Genomic DNA, 20,769 nt, shown 5'->3' with positions numbered 1-20,769 from the left:
AACAGGTGGTGGCGGTGGCAGGCAGCGGGACGAGTGCGCTGCGTCCGCCCGGAGAAGTGCGTGGGCGATTCGCAACTCTAGTCATCAAACGGACAAATTCACCGAAATTCAGTGATTGGGGGCATGTGTGTTGAAAGCGTGAAGTCGGCCCCCTGTCGTGCCGCCGCCGTGCCCCACCGGGCCGCCGCCGCACCGTGGAGCGGGACCGGGCCGCCGCCGGCCCGGGGCGAGGCCCCGACGGGCAGGACGGGCAGGAGGGGCAACAGGGTGAACGGCGGGCCGCGAACGGCGCACGGTCGGTTGCGGGGAGCCACGGGCGCTCCCACGGTGGGCAGGAGATCCGACGTTCACCGAAAGGAACCCCCATGCGTGCTCTGCCCGCACGGCGCATCGCACTCGGCGCGTGCTGCGCCGCCCTCCTGATCGGGATCACCGGCCCCGCCGCCACGGCGGCCGAACCGGCCCGCGAACGCACCCCCGCGGCATCGTCCGACGCGCTGCTCGTGCAGGTCAGGAACCTCGACGCGCACGAGGGTGAACTCGCCCCGGTCGTCGACCTGCTGGAGGCCGTGCTCGGGGCGGACGGCGGTCACCTGCCCCCCGCCGAGGCCCGGAGACTGGGCGAGGCCGCCGAGGACGCCCTGGAGGCGGCGGCCGCGAAGGCCCAGGCGACCGCGCCCACGGCCACGGCCACGGCCACACCCACGGTGACGGCTCCGGCGGGCACGGCCGCGCCGAGCGACCCGGACCCGGCGGCCACGGCCACGGTCACGACGCCGGACGTGTCGGACCCGGCGGAGGACGCGCTGCTCACCGACGACGAGAACGAACTCACGAGCGACCTGCTGGACGCCGTGCGCGAGGTCGTCGACAGCCTCCTGGAGCTGATGGTCTCCGACGACGAGGAGGTCGTCGCCCGGGTGCCCGCGTCGGTCGACGACCTGCTGGCCGAGGTGCAGGAGCTCGTCGACGCGCTGACCGGCACCGCCGACCCGCAGGTGTCGATCCTGCCCGCGCCGGCCGGCGCGACGCCGGTGACGCAGGTGCCGCTGCTCCCCGCCGTCACGCTCCCCGCGCTCCCGCCGCTGCTGCTGCCGGCCCCGTGAGCACCGCGCGCACGCGCACCGCACTCCCGCGGCGGCCTTCCCCGGGCCCGGACGCGACCGCCTTTCCCGTTCTCATATGAGGACTCGTCAATCTCCGGCGACCCGGTTTCCGTCCCGGTCACGGATCGTTGGGCACGGCGACAGATCCCCCTCCGGCGACCCGTGTTGCCGAAGAGTCGTCGAAGAAAGGAACACGATGAAGTCCCTGAAGGCCGCCGCCGTCCTCGCCGGGTCGTTGATCGCCGCCGGAGCCGCCACCCCCGCCTTCGCCCACAGTGCCGCCGAGCCCCTGCCCGTCACCGAGGACCGAGTGATCCCGCTCAGGAACGTGACGGTCCTCGACACGCCGCTGCAGGAGCCGACGGACGTGTTCAACACCGAGAGCAAGAACTCGTTGTTCAACACGGTGAAGGACACGGCCGTCGCACTGCGCGGCGACGAGTCGGGGCGCCAGACCCTGACGCGCCAGGGCTGAGACCACGCCCCGCGGACAGACGGCCCCCGGCTCGACGGAGCCCGGGGGCCGTCTCTTCGTGTGGGAGAGGCGTCCTTTTGTGTGGACGTCCCCCCGCTCCCGGCCGCGCGGCGGTGACCGCGCGAGGCGACCGACGGTTACCGCTACGGACAACCGTACGGACGAGGGAGTTGGATCATGGTCATCAGCATCGGCGGGGCACCGGTGGGTGCCGAGGACGGAGCACCGGGCCCGGCGCGGCCCGGCCCGGCGGGACCCGGCCCGGAGGGCAGAACCCGGCGGGAGGTGACGCGCGGTCTGCGCGCCTGCGCCCTCACCGCCGCCCTGGCCCCGCTGCTCACCGCCTTCCGGGCCCCGCACCCCCGGTCCGGCCGCGGAGGCGGCGTCCCGGACGGCACCGCCGCCGACCGGGCGTCCGCCGAGTGGGCGTCCTCCGACCGGGTCCCCTTCGACCGGACCTACCGCGGCTGCCGCATCCAGGGCGTGTGGATCCCCGCGCGGGGCGCGGGCGAGGCCGGCCGGTGGCACGTCACCGTCGACGGCCGCCCCCTCCACCTGATGCGCCGTGCCGACGGCAGCTGGCTGAGCACGGTCGACCACTACTGCTCGTACCCGACGCCGCTCGAGGCCGCCCGCGCGGCCGTCGACGCCCTCCCTCCCGGCCAGCGGCTGCGCGCCCCGGACCCGGCGGACGACGCGGCACACCCGCACGAGGGGGGCCGGCATGGCGTACGTGCGTAAGGACGCCGGGACCCTCACGGCGGGCGAGAAGCGCCGGTTCGTCAACGCGCTGCTGGAGGTCAAACGGCGGGGCGAGTACGACGAGTTCGTGCGGATGCACGTCGCGTACTACGCCTCCGACGGCGAGCGCGGACTGCGCACCGCGCACATGGCGCCCTCCTTCCTGCCCTGGCACCGCCGGTTCCTGCTCGACCTGGAGGAGGCCCTGCGCCGGGTGGACGACTCGGTGACCCTCCCGTACTGGGACTGGACCCGCGACCGCAAGGCCACCTCCGCCCCGTGGACGGCGGACCTCCTCGGCGGCAACGGGCGCCGCTCCGACCACCAGGTGATGACCGGCCCGTTCGCCTACCGGGAGGGCAACTGGACCCTCAAGGTGGGCGTCACCGAAGGGGAGTTCCTCACCCGGGACCTCGGCCGCAGGAGAGCCCCGATCGACCTGCCCGCCAAGAGCGACCTGGAGTGGGCGCTGAAGGAATCCGCCTACGACGTGGCGCCCTGGGACTCGACGGTCACGCGGGGCTTCCGCAACCGGCTGGAGGGCTGGGGCACCGGCCGGGGCAGCGCCTCGTGGCGCAACCACAACCGGGTGCACCGCTGGGTCGGCGGGGTCATGCTCTCCGCCGCCTCCGTCAACGACCCCGTCTTCTGGCTGCACCACGCCTTCGTCGACCTGCAGTGGCACCGCTGGCAGCGCCGGCACCGCGGGGCCCGCTACCTGCCCGCCACCGCGCCGGGCTCCGGCGACGCGCAGCACGGCCGGATCGTGGCGCGCCGGGAGCGGTTGCCGCCGTGGGACGTGACGCCGGCCGAACTGGAGGACGTCGGCCGGATCTACCGGTACGCGTGAGGGGTGTTGGGTGCGCGGCGGGGAGCCCGGACCCCGGCATTGGGCCATCCGGTTCATGCCCTCCCGTACGTGACGTGCGGATTCTCAAGAAATTTACGCAGTTGGGTGTTTCGACCCGACGAAAGCGGCGATCGTCGCCTAGAGTTGGCGACTGTCAGTGACCGACCCATCACGGGTCGTGTCGATTGCAAGAACGGAGAGGTAATGCGCAAGATCCAGAAGGCTGCTGTCGTGGTTGCCATGCTCGGCAGCATGGGCGCCCTCGGTGCCGGTACCGCGGTCGCCGGCGAGGGCCCGGACAACGAGTTCAAGGTCTCGGGTGGCGGCTGCACCGTCAACGGCGACTCGATCAGCGTCCTCAGCAACGTCGGCATCCTCAACGGCGTTCTGGGTGAGGGCATCCTCACCTTCGGCGACGAGGACGAGAACGGCAGCCAGGACCTGGACCAGGGTCACACGGTTGACTGCTCGACCCGCGGCTTCACCGGCTGAAGTCGGGTAGACGACTGAGGACAGGTCCCGGGGCGCGAGCCCCGGGACCTGTCCCTGGACCCTCTCGCGAACCCGAGCGCTGATCTCGCACCACTTCTTCCGGGGGCACGGACGCGCAGTGGCTGCACGGTTCGAGATGCAAGCGCCTGGGGGGAACTACCGCAAAAAGGACAAAAGCGGATGCAGAACTTGAAGAAGATCGCAGTGGTGGCGGGCCTCCTGGGAGGCTCCGTTCTGATGGGGCTCGGCAACGCCCAGGCCCACGAGAACATCCCCACCTGCGACGAGCAGGCCAGTGACAACCACTGCGGGCAGAAGCGTGAATACCGCTACACCACCGAGGACGGCAAGAAGGTCCACGTCGTGGTCGAGCGCGAGGGCTGTGCCGTCAGGGGCACCAACACCGTGGACTGCTCCATCCACCACCCCTGACGCGACCCGGGCGAGAACGCCCGCTCGCAGCAGCCCCGATCCCGCTGAGCTGCGCATGGCCCCCACCGCAGCACTGTGAGCAGCGGCTGCCCGAACGGCAGATGGCCGGACCCGTCCACGGGTCCGGCCATCTGCCGTTGCGCGGCAACGCCCCGGATGCGCGGTGGAAGTCGTGCCGGGGGAACCGGTGCCGCGGACACGCCGCCGGTGCCGCTGTCGCCGTCGGCGCCGCGGAGTCCGGAGCGCACAGGAAAGCCGCCGGCTCACCACCGGCGGCAACCACGCGCACGACGTCCGGGCGGCCCCTCGGCGCCCGCCGCTGCCGCCCGTCAGGCCGTAGGTCCCGGCCGGGGCGGCAGCGGCGTCACCCGGCCGCGCGTCCCGGGGATTCCACGGCGTTGCAGTACGGCAGGCCGTCGATCGGGCGATCGGTGAAGAACCGGCCGATCAGGTCCGAGGACTCCTCCCGGCGTTCCACGGTGACCAGGTGGTCCGCCTCCTTGACGGTCGTGAACCGCGCCGAGGGCATCGTCGCGGCGAGTTCCCGGTTCATCTGCGGGGTGCACAGGGTGTCGTACTCCCCGGTGAACACCAGGGAGGGCACGGCGGGGACGGGCAGGGGCTCGTAGCAGCCGTGCGTCAGCAGCCTCGTGTTGTGCTCGACCGCCTTCACCAGCTCGTCCGGCGTCTGGTTCAGGAACTGCCGGTGGAGCAGGCGGGTCACGGCCGCGTGCCGGCGGACCTGGCCGGCGCCCGGGTTCGACATGAACAGCCGTACCAGCCCGGCGGCGGCCTCCTCGATCTCGCCGCGTTCGATCGCGCGCGTCAGGTGGGGGACGGCGTCGGTGTAGAGCTCGGGGAAGCGCTTGGCGGCACCGCAGAACACGATGCGGGCGACGAACTCGGGGTGGAGCTGCGCGAAACGCAGCGCGACGACCTCCCCGAAGCAGCCGCCGAAGAGGTTCACGCGCGGCATCCCGAGCTCGACCAGCATGTGCCGGACCGCGGCGGCGAGGAAGTCGATGCCGTACCGGGCGGGCAGGAAGTCCGCGGTGCCGTAGCCGGGGAGGTCCACGGTGACCAGCGTGGCGAGCGGGGACAGGTACTTCTCGTGGCCCTGCCACGAGTACCTGTTCTGGGACGAGCCCCCGAGCAGCACCAGCGGCGCGGTCAGCGGCGCGGACCGGTGGACGATGCGGCACTGGTACGCGAAGCCCTCGAAGACGAGTCCACGCTCCTCCACCTGCCCCGACGCTGGAGGGACGGGTCCGGAGCCCCCGGTGGCGGGCGGGTCCTGGGCGGCGATGACGGCAGTGCGCATGAGCGGCTCCGGGAAACAGCGGAACGACGGAAAGACGGCGAACCGCTCCATGATTACCAGGAACCCCACCGTCCCGGCGCAATCACTCAATTGTGGGCGATCCTGGCGGATCTGCTTACCGGCCGACGGTCGGCGTCGCCGGAGGTGAGGCCGGTCGGGGGTGCGGCAGCCCCGGGACGCGTCCGGCGCGGGCAGAATGAAGGCCCTCGAGGACGGGACGTGGGGGCGGACATGACGGCGTATCTGGCTGAGGCTGATCCGCGATGGGCGGGGCACTCCGGTGGAGAGGGGCACGACGACGCCCCGGAATGGGGCCCCGAGGACTTGGGGCGCGCCGCGGTGTTCCTGGCCGAACTCGCGCCGCAGGCCCGGCAGGTGTTCGAGCACCTGCTGCGCAACCCCGGCCGGAGGGTCCACTGCACGGAGCTGGTGGACGAGGTCCTGGGCGGGCCGAACGGGGGCGATCCGGCGCGGCGCGTGGCAGGTGTGCTGTCCGGGATGAGCAAGGCACGCGGCAGGAGCGGGCGGCGGTACCCGTTCCACTGGTGGGAGGCCCCCGAGGGGAGCGCGGGCGCGACCTACGCGGTCCGCCCCTCGGTGGCGGCGGTGTTCCTGGCTGCCCGGCTCGGCCCGTGAGGCTCTTCGGCGTTGACGCTCCGGGGGTGGGGCGGCTGCGGCGATCGACGACGTCCGATCCGTGCTGCACCGGGCTCCGCGGAAGACGCGCCAGGACTTCGGGCCGGCCACGCCCCGCTCCACCGGTGCCCGTGCTGCGGAGGGCGCGCGGACGACCGTGTGCCGGATGAGCGGCAAGTCGCGGCCCGGCGGGGCGCCTGACCGGTGCGGTCTCCCCTGGCCCGGCGTCCGGGCGGGCGCGGTCGGCGAGCACGGGGACGCCCTGGCGCTCGCCGACGCGGGTGATCCGGTGGTGCGGGCCGCGCTCGGGCCATGGGCACGGCCGGGCGGCGCGTGTACGCCAACCGGCACACGCGCCTGAGCGAGCGGCCCAACGACGGCGCTCCGTCCGCCCAGGCGGCGGAGTGGGCCGGGAACAGCGCGGCCGTGCTCCCCGTCACATACGCCCGGTGCGTCGACGGGCAGCTGCCGGACCTGAAACGGCGGCTCGAAGCCGCGGGCGACTTGCCGGAGGCACCCGGCGCCGGCTGATTCACCGGCCGGGAACTTCGACACGTATTCGACACGGCCACCCGCGAAAACCCGGTGACAGCCGGACGGCCCCGGAGTCCGCCCTTGATCGCCAAGAGGGCGTCCGGGGCTTCGTCATGGCGGCCGGCACCGGCCCTGACCAGCAAAAAGCCCTCCCGGAGGGGAGGGCGGAGAGTGGCGCCCCCGGCAGGACTCGAACCTGCGGCCAAGCGCTTAGAAGGCGCCTGCTCTATCCACTGAGCTACGGGGGCCGGGTGTGGTGGCCTGTCGTCGTGGTGCCCGGGTCCGGGCCGCTCCCTGACGTTGCCGGAGACAAGGATAGGGCTCCCGCATCCTTGTCCCTGTCGCCTCGCCTCCGTGGCTCGGTGTGGAGGTTCGGTGAAGCGGTCCTGATAATCGCAGGCAGGTACGAATCGTGCATCGCTTTTGGCGTCTCGCGCACCGGGTGTTGTGCACTCGTTATGCCTGGGCCGCGCCCGTGTCCCGGTCGTTCCTTCCGTCCCTTGTGTCCTGTCGGCGCGCAGACATGCTCATATGTTTCAGAATTCCCCTAAAATTGGGCATTCTTCGCATGTGGTGACCTTGGACGTACGGCCTCAGCTGCTCGACGCACTCTCCGCCCTGCGCGACCGTGTCGCCGCCGCACGCTTCCCGCTGCCCCTGGCGGGGGCCCCACGCGCGCGTGCCAACCGCGACGAACTGCTCGCGCAGCTCGACGACTATCTGGTGCCCCGGCTGAGGGATCCCGAAGCGCCCTTGCTGGCCGTCGTCGGAGGATCCACCGGAGCCGGGAAGTCCACCCTGGTGAACTCCCTGGTGGGGCGGCGGGTCAGCGAGGCGGGCGTGCTGCGGCCGACGACACGGACGCCGGTGCTCGTCTGCCATCCGGAGGACCATCACTGGTTCAGCGGGATGAGGGTGCTGCCCGACCTCACACGCGTGTGGGTGCCCCGTCACCAGGACCCGTCGGAGGAGCTGCTCCTCCCCGGCGAGAACCCCGCGCGCGTGCTGCGCGTCGAGACCGCCGACACCCTGCCCCCCGGCCTGGCCCTCCTGGACGCGCCCGACGTCGATTCCCTGGTGTCCGACAACCGGGTCCTCGCCGCCGAACTCATCTGTGCCGCGGACATCTGGATCATGGTCACCACCGCCGCCCGCTACGCGGACGCCGTGCCCTGGTACATGCTGCGGACCGCCAAGGAGTACGACGTCACCCTGGTGACCGTCCTGGACCGCGTGCCCCACCAGGTCGTGAACGAGGTGTCACGGCAGTACGGCGCCCTGCTCACCAAGGCCGGCCTCGGCCACGTACCGCGCTTCACCGTGCCCGAGCTGCCCGAGTCGGCCTGGGGCGGCGGGCTGCTGCCCGCCACCGCCGTGGCGTCGCTGCGGACCTGGCTCGTGCACCAGACGCACGATCCCGCCGCCCGGCAGCACGTCATGGCCCGCACCGCGTACGGCGTCCTCAGCTCCCTCGACACCCGCATGCCCGAACTGGCCGGGGCCGCCGCCGCGCAGTACGCGGCCGCGCTGCGGCTCACCGCGGCCGTCGACGGGGCGTACGACAGCGAGCACGCGCGCGTGCGGGGCCGGCTGCAGGCCGGGGCCGTGCTCTCCGGGGACGCGCTCAAGCGCTGGCGCGCCTTCCCGCTCGACTGCACCCCCGGCGAGCTGCTCGACGCCCTGACGGAGAGCCTGAGCACGCTGCTGCTGTGCGCCGTCGCCGCCGCCGACGAGCGCGTCGACGAGGCCTGGCGGCGCGAGCCCGCGGCGGACGCCCCCGAGCTCGTCGGCCGGGACTCCTCACCGGAGGGCGCCGAGCACCGGATCGGGCTGGCCGTACGGCGCTGGCGGCGTGAGCTCGAGGAGTACGCCGAGGACGAGGTGCGCGAGCTGGACCGCGGCGTCGCGCCCGACCCCGAGACGGTCGCCGCGCTGGTCGCCACGGTGCTGCTGGGCGGCCGCCGGACCCGCACCGCCGGGGAGGGGCTCGCCGAACGGATCGGCGCCCACGGGGCGCTGCGGCTGCGTGACCGGGGCGGACGGCTGCTCCTGGAGTACATGGACCGGGTCATGCACGCCGAACGGGAACGTCGGCTCGCCCCGCTCGACGCGCTCGAGGTGCACGCGGAACCCCAGGCCGAACTCATCGCCGCGCTGTCCGTACTGCAGAAGGAGAGGTGACCGGTGACCGCCGTCACTGACCAGGACCACACCGAGCACCCCGATCGCCGGGGGGACACCCCCCGTGACGAGGACCGGCCGGAACGCGACGACCGTGAGCACGCCCACCCCGGGGAGGGCGGTCGTGGGGCGTCGGGGCCGCCCGGGCCGTCCGGGCCGTCCGGGCCGTCCGGGGAGGACGACCGCGACGGCGCCGGCGGTCCGTCCCGCGGGGACCGTGCGGACCCGGCGGCGGACCACCGCGCCCGCCGTACGGGAACCGGAGCGGAGGCCTGGGACGACGGGCTGATCGCCCGGCGGGTGGCCGAGAACGCCGGGGCGGAACAGTCCGCCGCGACGGAGCCCCGGAGCCCCGTGCCGCGGCCCGTGCCCCCCCTGGCGTACGACACGCCGCTGCGGCTGCGGCTCGAGGCGCTGCGCGAGCTGGTCGGGCTCTCCCGCACCCGGCTCGACAACCGGACCCTCGCGGAGGCGGGCCGGGTGCTGGAGGAGGCCGCCGTACGGCGCAGGCTCTCCGGGCAGCACACCGTCGTCGCCATCGCGGGCGCGACCGGCAGCGGCAAGTCGCAGCTGTTCAACGCGCTGGCCGGAGTGGCCATCTCGGAGACCGGGGTACGGCGGCCGACCACCGCCGCGCCCATCGCGTGCAGCTGGAGCGACGGCGCGGCGAGCCTCGTCGAACGGCTCGGCATCCCGCCCCGGCTCAGGCGGCGGCCGCTGCAGGCGACGGTGGACGCGGACGAGCGGCTGCGCGGCCTCGTCCTGGTCGATCTGCCCGACCACGACTCGGCGGCCGTACAGCACCGCGAGCAGGTGGACCGCGTGCTGGCGCTGGTCGACGCGGTCATCTGGGTCGTCGACCCCGAGAAGTACGCCGACGCCATGCTGCACGAGCGCTACCTGCGGCCCATGGCGGCTCACGCGGAGGTCATGTTCGTCGTCCTCAACCAGATCGACCGGCTGCCCGGCGAGGCCGCCGACCAGGTCCTGGACGATCTGCGGCGCCTGCTCGACGAGGACGGCGTCGCCCTCGGGGAGTACGGCGAACCCGGGACGACCGTGCTCGCGCTGTCCGCGCTCACCGGCGACGGGGTCGGTGAACTGCGGGAGGCGCTGAGCCGGTTCGTGGTCGAGCGCGGGGCCCCGGCCCGCCGGATCTCCGCGGACGTGGACGTCGCGGCGGCCCGGCTGTGGCCCGCGTACGCCACCCGGGGGCGCGCCGGGCTGAGCGAGGAGGCGCGCGAGGAGTTTTTGGACCGGCTCGCGGACGCCGTGGGCGCCACCGCGGCGGGCGAGGCCGCCGAGCGGGCGTGGCTGCGCAACGCCAACCGCGCGTGCGGCACGCCCTGGCTGCGGCTGTGGCGCTGGTGCCAGGACCGGGGCGACCCGGTCACCGGACGGCAGCTCCTGCGCGGACAGGACGACGAGGAGATCACGGCCCGCCAGCGCGTGGAACAGGCGGTGCGCACGGTGGCCGACCGGGCCTCGGCCGGACTGCCGGCGTCGTGGGCGCAGGCGGTGCGGGAGGCGGCGGTGCGCGGCTCCCAGGGGCTGCCGGAGGCGCTGGACGAGCTGGCCGTGCGCGCGGGACTGCCGCCGGGCAGGCCGCCGCGGCCCGGGTGGTGGCCGGTGGCCGTACTCGCCCAGGCGTCGATGACGGTCCTCCAGTTCGTGGGCGGGCTGTGGCTGCTGGGCCAGATCATCGGGGTCGTGTCGCCCAACCTGGGTGTGCCGGTGCTGCTGATGGTGATCGGCATCGTCGGCGGGCCGCTCATCGAGTGGAGCTGCCGCATGGCCGCCCGGGGACCGGCCCGGAGATACGGGCAGGAGGCGGAGAGACGGTTGCGGGAGGCGGCCTCCGGGTGCGGCCGGGCCAGGGTCCTGGATCCGGTGGCGGCGGAGCTGCTGCGGTACCGGGAGGTGCGGGAGCAGTACGGGCGGGTCGTGGGGGTGGGGGCGGGAGCCCGGATCGGGGGCGGCTGAGGGCCCCGGGACGGCCGGGACTCCGGGACGGCCGGGACTCCGGGACGGCTGTGGGCCGGCCCCGGGGCGGTCGTGGGGCGGCCGCAGAACGATCGGGAGGCGGCCGTGGACCGACCCGGGGCGGCTGCGGGTGACTCGTCCGGGTGACGGAGATGTCCACAGGACGGCGGTGGTCCACAGCGATCGGCGGGCCCGGTCCGGCGCGGGCAGTCTGGTTTCGCGGTGATCGCGGCACGGTGTGCGGTCGCCGCGGCGACGGCGGCGTGCTTCCCGCGAGTACGCGGCCGTCGCGGCGGACGCAGCCGTACGGGACGGGCCCGTACGCGGATCCGGCCGGCGCCGGCGGCGGTGCCCGGCCGAGGGAGGGAAGCGCGATGAACGAGACGATGGTCTGTGCGGTGGGCAACGTGGCGACGCAGCCGGTGTACCGGGAGACGGCGTCCGGTCCGTCGGCGAGGTTCCGGCTCGCGGTCACCTCGCGGTACTGGGACCGGGAGAAGGGCGCGTGGACGGACGGGCACACCAACTTCTTCACGGTGTGGGCCAACCGGCAGCTCGCCGCCAACGCCGCCGCCTCGCTGTCGGTGGGCGAACCGGTGGTCGTCCAGGGCCGGTTGAAGGTGCGCACGGAGCTGCGCGAGGGACAGCAGGGCTGGGTGTCGGCGGACATCGACGCGGTGGCGATCGGCCACGACCTCGCCCGCGGCACCTCCGCCTTCAAGCGCACGGGCCGGCCGGAGCAGGCGGTGGCACCGGACCGGTCCGAGCCCGACTGGGCGACCCGGCCCGGTGAGGCGCCGGAGGGAACCGCGAGCGTTCCCCAACGACGTCCGGAACCAGCCGTGCTGACCTGATGTCAGCGGTCCGCGCCGACGGCGCCCGTGCGCGCCCGGCGCCGGCGCGTCGGCCGAAGTGCGGCTTATCGGCGTGTGCGTACCGAACGGTCCCGGACGGATTTGTCGACAAGTCCGGCTCGCGGCGGCCCCGGCGATAACGATTCCGAGTCGGATCACCCCTCCGAACGGATCATCGGCGAGCGCGGTGACACCGCGTCCTTAGGATTCCGGGCATGGCCCCCGGGACGCTCGGGGCCGGTGATTCTGCTGGTGGGACCGTCCCCCCACGCCAACGGGTCCTGCTCGGAAGGGAATTCGGTGTTTGCTTCGTTCTCCGCCTTGTCCGTGCGTGGCCGAGGGGCGGCCCGTCTCGCCGCCGGGACGCTGGTGTCCGGGCTCGCCGTCACCGGCGTGCTGGCCGGCGCCGGGACCGCCGTCGCCGACGAGACGGCGCCGAGGCAGGGCGGGGCGGTCGCGACCATAGGCGGGCTGAAGACGTACGGCGCGGCCGTGATACGCGGCGCCGCCGGGGACCAGCAGGTGTCGGCGGGCCTGTTCGAGATGTCCGTCGAGGGCGGCGGCATGCTGCAGACCTACTGCGTCGACATCCACACGCCCACGCAGAAGGACGCCAGGTATCACGAGACCCCCTGGAGCGGGACCTCGCTGGGCACCAACGAGGACGCCGGCCGGATCCGCTGGATCCTGCAGAACTCCTACCCCCAGGTGAACGACCTCGCGGCGCTCGCCGACCGGGCGGGCGTGCGCGGCCAGCTCACCGAGCAGGACGCGGCGGCCGGTACGCAGGTGGCCATCTGGCGCTACTCCGACGACGTGGCCGTGGACGCCGTCGACCCGCAGGCCGAGCAGCTCGCGGACTACCTGCACAAGCACGCCCGGAACCAGCCGGAACCGAGGGCGTCGCTGACCCTGGACCCGCCGGCGGTCTCCGGCCGCCCGGGCGAGCGGATCGGCCCCGTGACGGTGCGCACGGACGCGCGCAGCGTCACGGTCTCCCCGCCGGCGGACGCCGCCACCAGCGGGGTGCGGATCGTCGACGAGAACGGCGAGCCCGTCACCACCGCCGCCGACGGCAGCCGGGTGTTCTTCGACGTGCCCGAGGACGCGGCGGCGGACACGGCCCAGCTGACCGCGCAGGCCTCGACCACGGTCCCGGTCGGCCGTGCGTTCGCCTCCGAGAGCCGGAGCCAGACGCAGATCCTGGCCGGGTCGAGCGAGTCGACGGTCTCGGCGACGGCGAGCGCCACCTGGGCGGAGAAGGGGCCGGTACCGGCCCTGTCCGCCCGGGAGAACTGCGCCGAGGGCGGTGTGGACGTCACCGCCGCCAACCGGGGCGACGCACCCTTCACCTTCGAGCTGGCGGGTCTGGAGCACACCGTCGCGCCGGGCGAGACCCGCACGGTGACACTCCCGCTGAGCGAGGACCGGCCGTACGACTTCACGATCGAGGGGCCCGGCGGCCTCGAGCAGCGGTTCACCGGCATGCTCGACTGCCGGACCCGGGCCGCCGAGATCGGCACCACCACCCACACCCTCGGTGACCCGGGCCCCACCCCCCTCGCCGGCACGTCCACCGACACCGACCTCGCCGAGACCGGAGCATCCAGCGCCACCCCGTGGATCGCCGGCACCGCCATCGCCCTGGTCGTCCTCGGCGGAGCGGGCCTGGTCGTCACCCGCCGCAGGCAGGCCCCCTCCGGGGACTGAGCACCACCGCGGCAGCTGCCCCGGAGGGAGCGCGGGCTGTGTTGAACGCGTTCAGATCTTCGGGGTGCGGGTCGCGGGAGTGCGGCGTCGACGGAGCGGGCGGCCGAGCGCAGAGGGGGGCGCGTACTGGGCCGGACGGGACGGTGCGTCCTCACGTACCTGCTCCTGCACGCCGCGGTGTGGCCGGCCGTGGCGCAGACGGTCCGGTGGGACGACGGCTTCCTGGAGACCTTGGAGCTCGGGGCGCTTCTGCTGCCGTTCGTCGGCGTACCGACCCTGCTCATCGCCGTGTTCGCCGCGCCGGTGCACCACCGTGTGCATCCGGTGCGGTTCCGCGTGCTGCTCGGCATCCCGCTGGTGCTGTGCGCGTGGCCGCTCCTCTTCGTCAGCGCGTCCGAACCGCTGGCGTACCAGGTCATGGCCCAGATCGCCTTCGCCGTCCTGATCCCCGCGCCGCTCTTCCCCGAGGACTGGGCCGGTGGGGCGGGCCGGTGAGCCCGGGCCCGTCCGCCACCGGTGTACCCCCGGGCAGAGCCCTCGGGCCGTACTGGTTTCCCCCCAGGGGTGGCGGTCAGGCAAGATGGGGTGTATCTGCCCACTGCCAGATTTCAAGCTGCCGGACGGTTTCTCTTGGCTGAGTTCATTTACACCATGCGCAAGGCGCGCAAAGCGCACGGCGACAAGGTGATCCTCGACGACGTGACGACGAGCTTCCTGCCGGGGGCGAAGATCGGCGTCGTCGGCCCGAACGGCGCCGGCAAGTCGACGATCCTGAAGATCATGGCCGGGATCGAGCAGCCGTCCAACGGTGACGCCTTCCTCACGCCCGGTTACACGGTCGGCATCCTGCTCCAGGAGCCGCCGCTGAACGAGGAGAAGACCGTCCTGGAGAACGTCCAGGAGGGTGTCGCCGAGATCAAGGGCAAGCTCGACCGGTTCAACGAGATCGCCGAGCAGATGGCGACCGACTACTCCGACGAGCTCATGGACGAGATGGGCAAGCTGCAGGAGCAGCTCGACCACGCAGGCGCCTGGGACCTCGACGCCCAGCTGGAGCAGGCCATGGACGCCCTGGGCTGCCCGCCCGGCGACTGGCCCGTCACCAACCTCTCCGGTGGTGAGCGCCGCCGCGTCGCGCTGTGCAAGCTGCTGCTGGAGCAGCCCGACCTGCTGCTGCTCGACGAGCCCACCAACCACCTCGACGCCGAGTCGGTGAACTGGCTGGAGCAGCACCTGGCCAAGTACCCGGGCACCGTCGTCGCGGTCACCCACGACCGGTACTTCCTCGACAACGTCGCCCAGTGGATCTGCGAGGTCGACCGCGGTCGCCTCTACCCCTACGAGGGCAACTACTCGAAGTACCTGGAGACCAAGGCCGCTCGCCTGAAGGTCGAGGGGCAGAAGGACGCCAAGCGGCAGAAGCGGCTGAAGGAGGAGCTCGAATGGGTTCGCTCCAACGCCAAGGGTCGGCAGGCCAAGTCCAAGGCGCGTCTGGCCCGCTACGAGGAGATGGCCGCCGAGGCCGACAAGATGCGGAAGCTGGACTTCGAGGAGATCCAGATCCCGCCGGGCCCCCGCCTGGGCAACGTCGTCGTCGAGGTCAACAACCTCACCAAGGGCTTCGGCGAGAAGCTGCTCATCGACGACCTCTCCTTCACCCTGCCGCGGAACGGGATCGTCGGCATCATCGGCCCCAACGGCGCCGGCAAGACCACGCTGTTCAAGATGATCCAGGGCATCGAGGAGCCCGACTCCGGCTCGATCAAGGTCGGCGAGACCGTCAAGATCTCGTACGTGGACCAGAGCCGCGAGAACATCGACCCCAAGAAGACCCTGTGGGCCGTCGTCTCCGACGAGCTGGACTACATCAACGTGGGCCAGGTCGAGATGCCCTCGCGCGCGTACGTCTCCGCCTTCGGGTTCAAGGGGCCGGACCAGCAGAAGCCGGCCGGCGTGCTCTCCGGCGGTGAGCGCAACCGGCTGAACCTCGCGCTCACCCTCAAGCAGGGCGGCAACCTGCTGCTCCTCGACGAGCCGACCAACGACCTCGACGTCGAGACCCTCTCCAGCCTGGAGAACGCGCTGCTGGAGTTCCCCGGCTGCGCCGTGGTCGTCTCCCACGACCGGTGGTTCCTGGACCGCATCGCCACGCACATCCTCGCCTACGAGGGCGAGTCCAAGTGGTTCTGGTTCGAGGGCAACTTCGAGTCGTACGAGAAGAACAAGATCGAGCGGCTCGGTGCGGACGCGGCGCGTCCGCACCGCGCCACCTACAAGAAGCTGACCCGGGGCTGATCTCTTGCGGCACATCTACCGCTGCCCGCTGCGCTGGGCGGACATGGACGCGTACGGTCACGTCAACAACGTGGTGTTCCTCCGGTACCTGGAGGAGGCCCGTATCGACTTCCTGTTCCGCCCGGACAAGGACTTCCAGCAGGGGTCGGTGGTGGCGCGCCACGAGATCGACTACAAGCGGCAGCTCGTCCACCGGCACCACCCGGTCGACATCGAGCTGTGGGTCACCGAGATCAGGGCCGCCTCCTTCACCCTCGCCTACGAGGTGAAGGACGGCGACCGGATCTACGTCACGGCGTCGACGGTGATCGTGCCGTTCGACTTCGAGGCGCAGCGCCCGCGCCGGATCACCGCGGAGGAGCGGGAGTTCCTCCAGGAGTACACGGACGACGCGGACGGCACGGCCGACGACGGTGAGGAGGAGGCCGTCGCCGCATGACGGTCACGGTGCTCCACCTCGCCGACGAGGGGGAGGCGGCGGATCTCGCGGCCTTCCTCTCCCGGCTGCTGCACTACGACCGCTCGGCCGCGGTGCGGCTGCAGGCGGCCGGTACCGCGCTGGCCGTCTTCGGGCGGCCGCCCTCCTTCGAGGTGCTCGCGGTCCGCGCCGTGCGGCTCGCCAAGCCCTACGAGAACGGGCTCGACGCCACGCTGGACGTGACCGTGTCGGCCGGTGAGCTGCTGGAGTCGGTGGACGAGGCCGCCGCCACGGCCGCCGTGCCGGACGCGGTGACCGGGCCGCCGTGGGCCGGGGTGCTGCCGCCGCGCGGCGGCTGGCGTGCCGTGCCCGGGCTGCCGGCGTCCCGGGCGCTGCGGGAGCTCGTCGCCGCCTCGGTCGCGGAGTTCCGCTCCCGTACGGAGGAGCTGGCGCCGGAGCGGCGCACCCGTGCCGAACTCGACCGGATCGGGCGGGAGATCTGGTCCCGCACGGTCGCGGGGACCGGTCTTCCGGTGCGGGCGGTGCACGCGGCCCAGTCACTGGGGTTCCTGCGCGGGGACGAGCCGGCGCTGTTCTCCTCGGGCGCCTGGCTGCGGCTGCGGACGCCGTACGGGTCGGTCGCCGTGCGCGGGTCCGGGCTCGGGGCGCTGGGCCTCAGCGTGCGCTGAGGCCGCCGCAGGACCTCTCCCGGCCCCGGCCGGCCATGCTTCCCCGGTCCTGTGCGGTCCCGTCTCCCGGCCCCGTGCGGTCCTGCCTCCCGGTCCCGTTCCCCGGACCCGCTCAGCTCCGCTTCCCCGGTCCCGTCCGGTCCCGTCCGTCGGCGTCCTCCGTCCGGTCCCGTCCGCTGTCGTCCGGCCACACCCCGATGTGGTCGGGTTCCAGTTCCAGCGCCACGCGGTCGCGCATGCCGAGGGCCCGGGTGTACTCGGCGGGCAGCTGGAGGCGGCCGGCGCGGTCGAGCATGGCGTACTCGCGGGCGACCACGGTCTCGTGACCGGTGGTGGCGTCGACCTCGCTGCGGCGCAGCACCTCGGTGGAGGTGCGGCCGTCGCGGATGGCGACCGTGCGGCGGACCTCGCTCGCGACCGCCTGGTCGTGGGTGACGATCACGACGGTCGTGCCGAGCCGTTCGTTCGCGGCACGGAACGCGGCGAAGATCTGTTCCGCGGTGTGGGAGTCGAGCTCGCCGGTGGGCTCGTCGGCGAGCAGCACCGACGGATCGTTCGCGAGGGCCACGGCGATGGCGGCGCGCTGCTGCTGGCCGCCGGACATCTGGTGGGGGAAGCGGTCGCGGCAGTCGGCGACCTCCAGCAGCTCCAGCAGCTCCAGGGCGCGCTCGGCACGGGCGCGGCGCGCGCCGCGGGACCGGCCCCGGAAGCCGGCGAGCTGCATCGGCAGGGCGACGTTCTGGGCCGACGTCAGGTAGGGCAGCAGGTTGCGGGAGGTCTGCTGCCAGACGAAGCCGACGACCTCGCGGCGGTAGGCGAGGCGGTCCCTGGCGTTCATCGCGAGCAGATCGCGGCCGGCCACCCGGGCCGCGCCGGCCGTGGGGGTGTCCAGGCCGGCCAGGATGTTCATCAGGGTGGACTTGCCGCTGCCGGAGGCGCCCACCAGGGCCATCAGCTCGCCCTCGCGCACCAGGAGGTCCAGCCCCTGCAGGGCCTGCACCTCCACGCCGTCCGCGGTGAAGACGCGGACCAGACGGTCGCAGGTGATGAGCGCGTCGTGGCCGAAGGCCGGACGGCCGCGGTCGGCCGCGACGCGGCCGGCCAGATCGGCCAGCGTGGGGTTCGAGGTCATCGAGGGCCTCCTGGGCGGGTGTCGGTCGGTCGGGGCCGGGGGCGGGACCAGGAGCGGGGCCAGGGGGGTGCGGGAGGCGGGGGAGCCGCCGGGCGCCGCCCGTCGTCGTGCGGCCGCCTCATCGGGCGTCGCCCGCCCTCAGTTCCCGCACCGATCCCCGGCGCCCCGTCCACCACGCCTGCGCCACCGCGATCCCGACGGTCACCGCCACCACCGCCAGCGCCGGCACCAGCAGCGACACCGGGTCGGTGCGCAGCACCGCCCGCCCCGCCGGGGACGAGGAGACGGAGAGGGCGACGGTCGTCAGGTCGACGCCGGGGGAGAGCAGCCGGATGGTGGCCCAGGCCGTGAGGGTGCCGCCGATCGCCGCGAGCAGGGCCTGCGGGAGGGACTCCAGGACGAGCAGACGGCGGCCCTGGGCGCGGGTGAGGCCCATGGTGCGCAGCCGGGCCAGCAGCGCGGCGCGTTCGGGGGCGGCGCGCAGCAGGGTCAGCAGCAGGGCGAGGACGGCGTATCCGGCGCCCGCCGCCACCGCCGCGGCGTAGACGCGCTCGGCGCCGGACTGGAGGGGCGAGTCGACGTGACCGGCGAACTCCTCGGCGCGCACCCGGACCTGCGCCCCGCCGCCCGCCGCCTCGCGCAGCGCGGCCCCGTCCGGGTGGGCGCCGGTCACCAGCAGCGAGGTCGGGCGGGCGGCGTGGGCGGGGAGCCCGGACCGGTCCACGACCAGGAAGTCCTGGTCGCCGAGCGCCGGGGTCCGCTCCCGCACCAGCGCGATCCGCACGGTGACGAAGCTGCCGTCGTCCAGGCGCACCGCGAACGGCCGGGTGCCGTAGTGGTCGGCGACCGCGGGGGAGGCCAGGGCGGGCAGGGGACCGGTGCCGGAGTCCCCGGACGCCCTCAGGGCGTCCGGGCCGAAGGGGCCGATGTCCGTGTGCCGGGACAGGGCCGCGTAGCCGGCCGGGTCGACGCCGGCCATCTGGACGGTCATCTGCCCGTCCTGGGGCTGGGCGAAGTAGGTGATGCCGACGGGGGTGACCTCGCGCACGCCGGGCACGCGCCGGACCCGGTCGGCCAGGTCGGACGGCAGTGCCCGGAGCGAGGCGACGCGGGCGTCGGCGCCGACGGCGAGCACGGCCGCGCGGTCCCGGGCGTCGGCCACGCCGCTGAGCACGGAACCGCCGAAGGCGGCGGTGGTCAGCGCGGTCAGCAGCGCCAGCAGGGGCAGCACCGCGGAGCCGGACGCACGGCCCGCGCGGGCCAGGGCCAGCGGGCCGACCACGCCCCGCAGCCGCCCGGCCGGACGGGCCAGCCCGCGCAGCGGCAGCGGGTACAGGCGTACCAGCACCAGGGCGGCGATCACCCCCACCAGCACCGGCGCCAGGGACACCAGCTGGTCCCCCGAGGTCCCCGGAGCTCCCGCCTCCTCCGGCCCGTCCGACACGCCGCGCGTGCGCAGCGCCACGACCGCGCCCACCGCCAGCACGAACAGCGTGAGCTCGGCGACCGTGCGGCGCCTCGAGGGACGTACCGAGGCCACGTCCTCGCGGGCGGTGCGCACGCGTACGGCACGGTGCGCGGCGACGGCCCGCAGCGGCAGGGCCACGCAGGCGAGGAGGGCGACGGCCGCGGCGGCGGCCACGGCGTGGGACGGCCGGGCCTCGCGGACCGCGAGCCGGGCGGCGGCCAGCCCCAGGGCGGCCGCGGGCACGGCGACCACCGCCGTCTCGGCCAGCAGCCGGCCGGCGAGACCGCGCAGGGAGCCGCCGCGGGCCCGCAGCAGCGCGAGCTCGGCGCGGCGCCGGTCGGCGGCGAGACCGCCCGCCACGAGCAGGACCGCGGCGGCGACCGTGCCGGTGCCGAAGACGGCGACGGAGACCAGCGGGCCGATGGCGGAACGCAGCCGCGCGTGGTCGGCGAGCACGTCGTCGAGCGAGGTGTCCGCCTCCGTGTCCGGGGAGGTGGCCGTGCGCGCCTGCCGGAGGAGCGGGCCCGACACCAGGGAGGCGACGACCGACGTCAGCCGGGGCAGGTCGTGGCCGCGCAGGGCGGAGACGGACGGGGCCAGCTGCCAGTACCGCTCCGGGCCCCCGGGCGTGCCCAGCATGGCCGGGGCGGCGCCGGGCGCCAGCAGCAGCGCGCCGATCCAGTACCGGCTGCGCTCCGGGTCACCGGGGACGGTCACCAGGCCCGGGGTGCGCAGCAGGGGATCGGTCGACCAGTACGCCCCCCGGGGCGCGCGCGGGTCGACGATGCCGGTGACGCGCACCGCGAGCGGGGCGCGCCCCGTGCCGGGGACGTGGAGGACGGACCCCACCCCGATGTTCAGTTTCCGGGCCGTCTCGGAGCTGACGGCGGCCTCGACCGTCCGCGTCGTCGCGGTGACGGTGCCCCGGGCCTCCGGCAGACGGCCCGCCCGCAGCCGGGCGTGGTCGGCGAGTCCGTGCTGCGCGACGAGCGAGAAGCGCGGGGGCAGGTCGTCCGGCCGGGACAGCCAGGGGTCAGGGACCGTCAGTTTCCCGGTGGTGCGGACACCGTGGGTGGACTGCCCCGGATCGAGGGGGAGGGACCGGCCCGCCGACGCGAGGACCGCGGCGTAGGAGTCGCGCATCGCGTCCGGGCGCAGGCTCGCCTCCGGTCCGTCCCAGCCCCGCCCGTCCGTACCCTGCCATCCCGACTCCACGACGAAGCCGTCCGGCGGGGCGAACAGCCGCACGGTGGTGCGGTCCGGCCCGGCCGTCTCCAGGGCCCGGCGCAGCCCCGCGTCGCCGTACCGGTCGGTCACGAGCGGCAGCGCGGCGGCCAGGAACGCGGTCACCGCGACCAGCAGCGCCAGGGCCGCCGCGGCACCGGGAGCGGTCCGCAGCCGGGTGCGCACCCAGGGAGCGGCCACCCGCCGCTCCGGGGACCGGACGGTCAC

19 protein-coding genes and 1 tRNA gene are annotated in these 20,769 nt (G+C 74.0%); 16 read left to right on the top strand and 4 right to left on the bottom strand.

Annotated elements, in window-relative coordinates; all coding sequences use genetic code 11:
* Nucleotides 1-365 precede the first annotated feature (365 nt).
* The 6 genes from FHS37_RS24705 to FHS37_RS24680 all read left to right on the top strand — a co-directional run bounded on the left by FHS37_RS24705 (nt 366) and on the right by FHS37_RS24680 (nt 4,096).
* A complete protein-coding gene (locus FHS37_RS24705) occupies nt 366-1,106 on the top strand; it encodes a hypothetical protein (RefSeq protein WP_184824963.1) in 741 nt (246 codons plus the stop codon).
* Between the two features lie 196 nt (nt 1,107-1,302).
* Nucleotides 1,303-1,581 carry a hypothetical protein gene (locus tag FHS37_RS24700; protein ID WP_184824961.1) on the top strand — a complete coding sequence of 93 codons (279 nt, stop codon included), beginning with the start codon at nt 1,303-1,305 and terminating at the stop codon, nt 1,579-1,581.
* A gap of 177 nt (nt 1,582-1,758) precedes the next feature.
* Nucleotides 1,759-2,322, top strand: coding sequence for a tyrosinase family oxidase copper chaperone (locus FHS37_RS24695; RefSeq protein ID WP_184824959.1), 564 nt, complete (start codon nt 1,759-1,761; stop codon nt 2,320-2,322).
* A complete protein-coding gene (locus FHS37_RS24690; RefSeq protein WP_184824957.1) occupies nt 2,306-3,172 on the top strand; it encodes a tyrosinase family protein in 867 nt (288 codons plus the stop codon). Before FHS37_RS24695 ends, FHS37_RS24690 begins: the two co-directional genes overlap by 17 nt.
* Nucleotides 3,173-3,376: 204 nt before the next feature.
* Complete coding sequence (locus tag FHS37_RS24685) at nt 3,377-3,664, top strand: hypothetical protein (protein WP_184824943.1); 288 nt, start codon at nt 3,377-3,379, stop codon at nt 3,662-3,664.
* Between the two features lie 180 nt (nt 3,665-3,844).
* A complete protein-coding gene (locus tag FHS37_RS24680; protein ID WP_184824941.1) occupies nt 3,845-4,096 on the top strand; it encodes a hypothetical protein in 252 nt (83 codons plus the stop codon).
* 364 nt (nt 4,097-4,460) lie between these two features.
* On the opposite strand, the gene FHS37_RS24675 is transcribed toward FHS37_RS24680, so the two are convergent.
* The gene (locus FHS37_RS24675; RefSeq protein WP_229889814.1) at nt 4,461-5,417 is read right to left on the bottom strand and encodes an alpha/beta fold hydrolase; all 957 of its coding nucleotides are present in this window, start codon (nt 5,415-5,417) and stop codon (nt 4,461-4,463) included.
* A 219-nt stretch (nt 5,418-5,636) separates the two neighbouring features.
* On the opposite strand from FHS37_RS24675, the gene FHS37_RS24670 reads away from it, so the two are divergent.
* A complete protein-coding gene (locus FHS37_RS24670; protein WP_311136970.1) occupies nt 5,637-6,053 on the top strand; it encodes a DUF6416 domain-containing protein in 417 nt (138 codons plus the stop codon).
* Between the two features lie 312 nt (nt 6,054-6,365).
* Complete coding sequence (locus FHS37_RS24665) at nt 6,366-6,584, top strand: hypothetical protein (protein ID WP_229889812.1); 219 nt, start codon at nt 6,366-6,368, stop codon at nt 6,582-6,584.
* A 175-nt stretch (nt 6,585-6,759) separates the two neighbouring features.
* On the opposite strand, the gene FHS37_RS24660 is transcribed toward FHS37_RS24665, so the two are convergent.
* A tRNA-Arg gene (locus tag FHS37_RS24660) sits at nt 6,760-6,835 on the bottom strand.
* A 322-nt stretch (nt 6,836-7,157) separates the two neighbouring features.
* On the opposite strand from FHS37_RS24660, the gene FHS37_RS24655 reads away from it, so the two are divergent.
* The 8 genes from FHS37_RS24655 to FHS37_RS24620 all read left to right on the top strand — a co-directional run bounded on the left by FHS37_RS24655 (nt 7,158) and on the right by FHS37_RS24620 (nt 16,717).
* A complete protein-coding gene (locus tag FHS37_RS24655) occupies nt 7,158-8,768 on the top strand; it encodes a dynamin family protein (RefSeq protein WP_184824939.1) in 1,611 nt (536 codons plus the stop codon).
* 3 nt (nt 8,769-8,771) lie between these two features.
* The gene (locus tag FHS37_RS24650; RefSeq protein ID WP_184824937.1) at nt 8,772-10,751 is read left to right on the top strand and encodes a YfjP family GTPase; all 1,980 of its coding nucleotides are present in this window, start codon (nt 8,772-8,774) and stop codon (nt 10,749-10,751) included.
* Between the two features lie 374 nt (nt 10,752-11,125).
* Nucleotides 11,126-11,605 (top strand): single-stranded DNA-binding protein, encoded by a 480-nt coding sequence (locus FHS37_RS24645; protein ID WP_184824928.1) that lies wholly within the window; start codon nt 11,126-11,128, stop codon nt 11,603-11,605.
* A gap of 300 nt (nt 11,606-11,905) precedes the next feature.
* Nucleotides 11,906-13,315 carry a Cys-Gln thioester bond-forming surface protein gene (locus FHS37_RS24640; RefSeq protein ID WP_184824926.1) on the top strand — a complete coding sequence of 470 codons (1,410 nt, stop codon included), beginning with the start codon at nt 11,906-11,908 and terminating at the stop codon, nt 13,313-13,315.
* Between the two features lie 189 nt (nt 13,316-13,504).
* Nucleotides 13,505-13,810, top strand: coding sequence for a hypothetical protein (locus tag FHS37_RS24635; protein ID WP_184824924.1), 306 nt, complete (start codon nt 13,505-13,507; stop codon nt 13,808-13,810).
* Between the two features lie 135 nt (nt 13,811-13,945).
* Complete coding sequence (gene ettA / locus FHS37_RS24630) at nt 13,946-15,610, top strand: energy-dependent translational throttle protein EttA (protein WP_184824922.1); 1,665 nt, start codon at nt 13,946-13,948, stop codon at nt 15,608-15,610.
* A 4-nt stretch (nt 15,611-15,614) separates the two neighbouring features.
* Complete coding sequence (locus tag FHS37_RS24625; RefSeq protein WP_184824920.1) at nt 15,615-16,049, top strand: acyl-CoA thioesterase; 435 nt, start codon at nt 15,615-15,617, stop codon at nt 16,047-16,049.
* Nucleotides 16,046-16,717 carry a DUF8185 domain-containing protein gene (locus tag FHS37_RS24620; RefSeq protein WP_184824918.1) on the top strand — a complete coding sequence of 224 codons (672 nt, stop codon included), beginning with the start codon at nt 16,046-16,048 and terminating at the stop codon, nt 16,715-16,717. The genes FHS37_RS24625 and FHS37_RS24620 overlap by 4 nt, the downstream gene beginning before the upstream one ends.
* A gap of 112 nt (nt 16,718-16,829) precedes the next feature.
* Here FHS37_RS24620 and FHS37_RS24615 read toward each other — a convergent pair whose 3' ends face one another.
* Together FHS37_RS24615 and FHS37_RS24610 are read right to left on the bottom strand one after the other, a co-directional pair.
* Nucleotides 16,830-17,849: an ABC transporter ATP-binding protein gene (locus FHS37_RS24615; protein WP_184824916.1), complete on the bottom strand. Its 1,020-nt coding sequence runs from the start codon at nt 17,847-17,849 to the stop codon at nt 16,830-16,832.
* Nucleotides 17,850-17,967: 118 nt separating this feature from the next.
* Nucleotides 17,968-20,769, bottom strand: a complete 2,802-nt coding sequence (locus FHS37_RS24610) for an ABC transporter permease (RefSeq protein WP_229889811.1) — start codon at nt 20,767-20,769, stop codon at nt 17,968-17,970.

Source organism: Streptomyces griseomycini, assembly GCF_014203535.1.
GTDB classification, from domain to species: Bacteria; Actinomycetota; Actinomycetes; order Streptomycetales; family Streptomycetaceae; genus Streptomyces; species Streptomyces griseomycini.
The sequence above is the reverse complement of the archived record's forward strand: the minus strand, read 5'-3'. Positions and strand labels throughout refer to the sequence as shown.

Excerpts from the sequence above, each read along its gene's own strand:
- FHS37_RS24705 (WP_184824963.1), top strand. The coding sequence starts at position 366 with ATGCGTGCTCTGCCCGCACGGCGCATCGCACTCGGCGCGTGCTGCGCC.
- FHS37_RS24700 (WP_184824961.1), top strand. The coding sequence starts at position 1,303 with ATGAAGTCCCTGAAGGCCGCCGCCGTCCTCGCCGGGTCGTTGATCGCC.
- FHS37_RS24695 (WP_184824959.1), top strand. The coding sequence starts at position 1,759 with ATGGTCATCAGCATCGGCGGGGCACCGGTGGGTGCCGAGGACGGAGCA.
- FHS37_RS24690 (WP_184824957.1), top strand. The coding sequence starts at position 2,306 with ATGGCGTACGTGCGTAAGGACGCCGGGACCCTCACGGCGGGCGAGAAG.
- FHS37_RS24685 (WP_184824943.1), top strand. The coding sequence starts at position 3,377 with ATGCGCAAGATCCAGAAGGCTGCTGTCGTGGTTGCCATGCTCGGCAGC.
- FHS37_RS24680 (WP_184824941.1), top strand. The coding sequence starts at position 3,845 with ATGCAGAACTTGAAGAAGATCGCAGTGGTGGCGGGCCTCCTGGGAGGC.
- FHS37_RS24675 (WP_229889814.1), bottom strand. The coding sequence starts at position 5,417 with ATGCGCACTGCCGTCATCGCCGCCCAGGACCCGCCCGCCACCGGGGGC.
- FHS37_RS24665 (WP_229889812.1), top strand. The coding sequence starts at position 6,366 with ATGGGCACGGCCGGGCGGCGCGTGTACGCCAACCGGCACACGCGCCTG.
- FHS37_RS24645 (WP_184824928.1), top strand. The coding sequence starts at position 11,126 with ATGAACGAGACGATGGTCTGTGCGGTGGGCAACGTGGCGACGCAGCCG.
- FHS37_RS24620 (WP_184824918.1), top strand. The coding sequence starts at position 16,046 with ATGACGGTCACGGTGCTCCACCTCGCCGACGAGGGGGAGGCGGCGGAT.
- FHS37_RS24615 (WP_184824916.1), bottom strand. The coding sequence starts at position 17,849 with ATGACCTCGAACCCCACGCTGGCCGATCTGGCCGGCCGCGTCGCGGCC.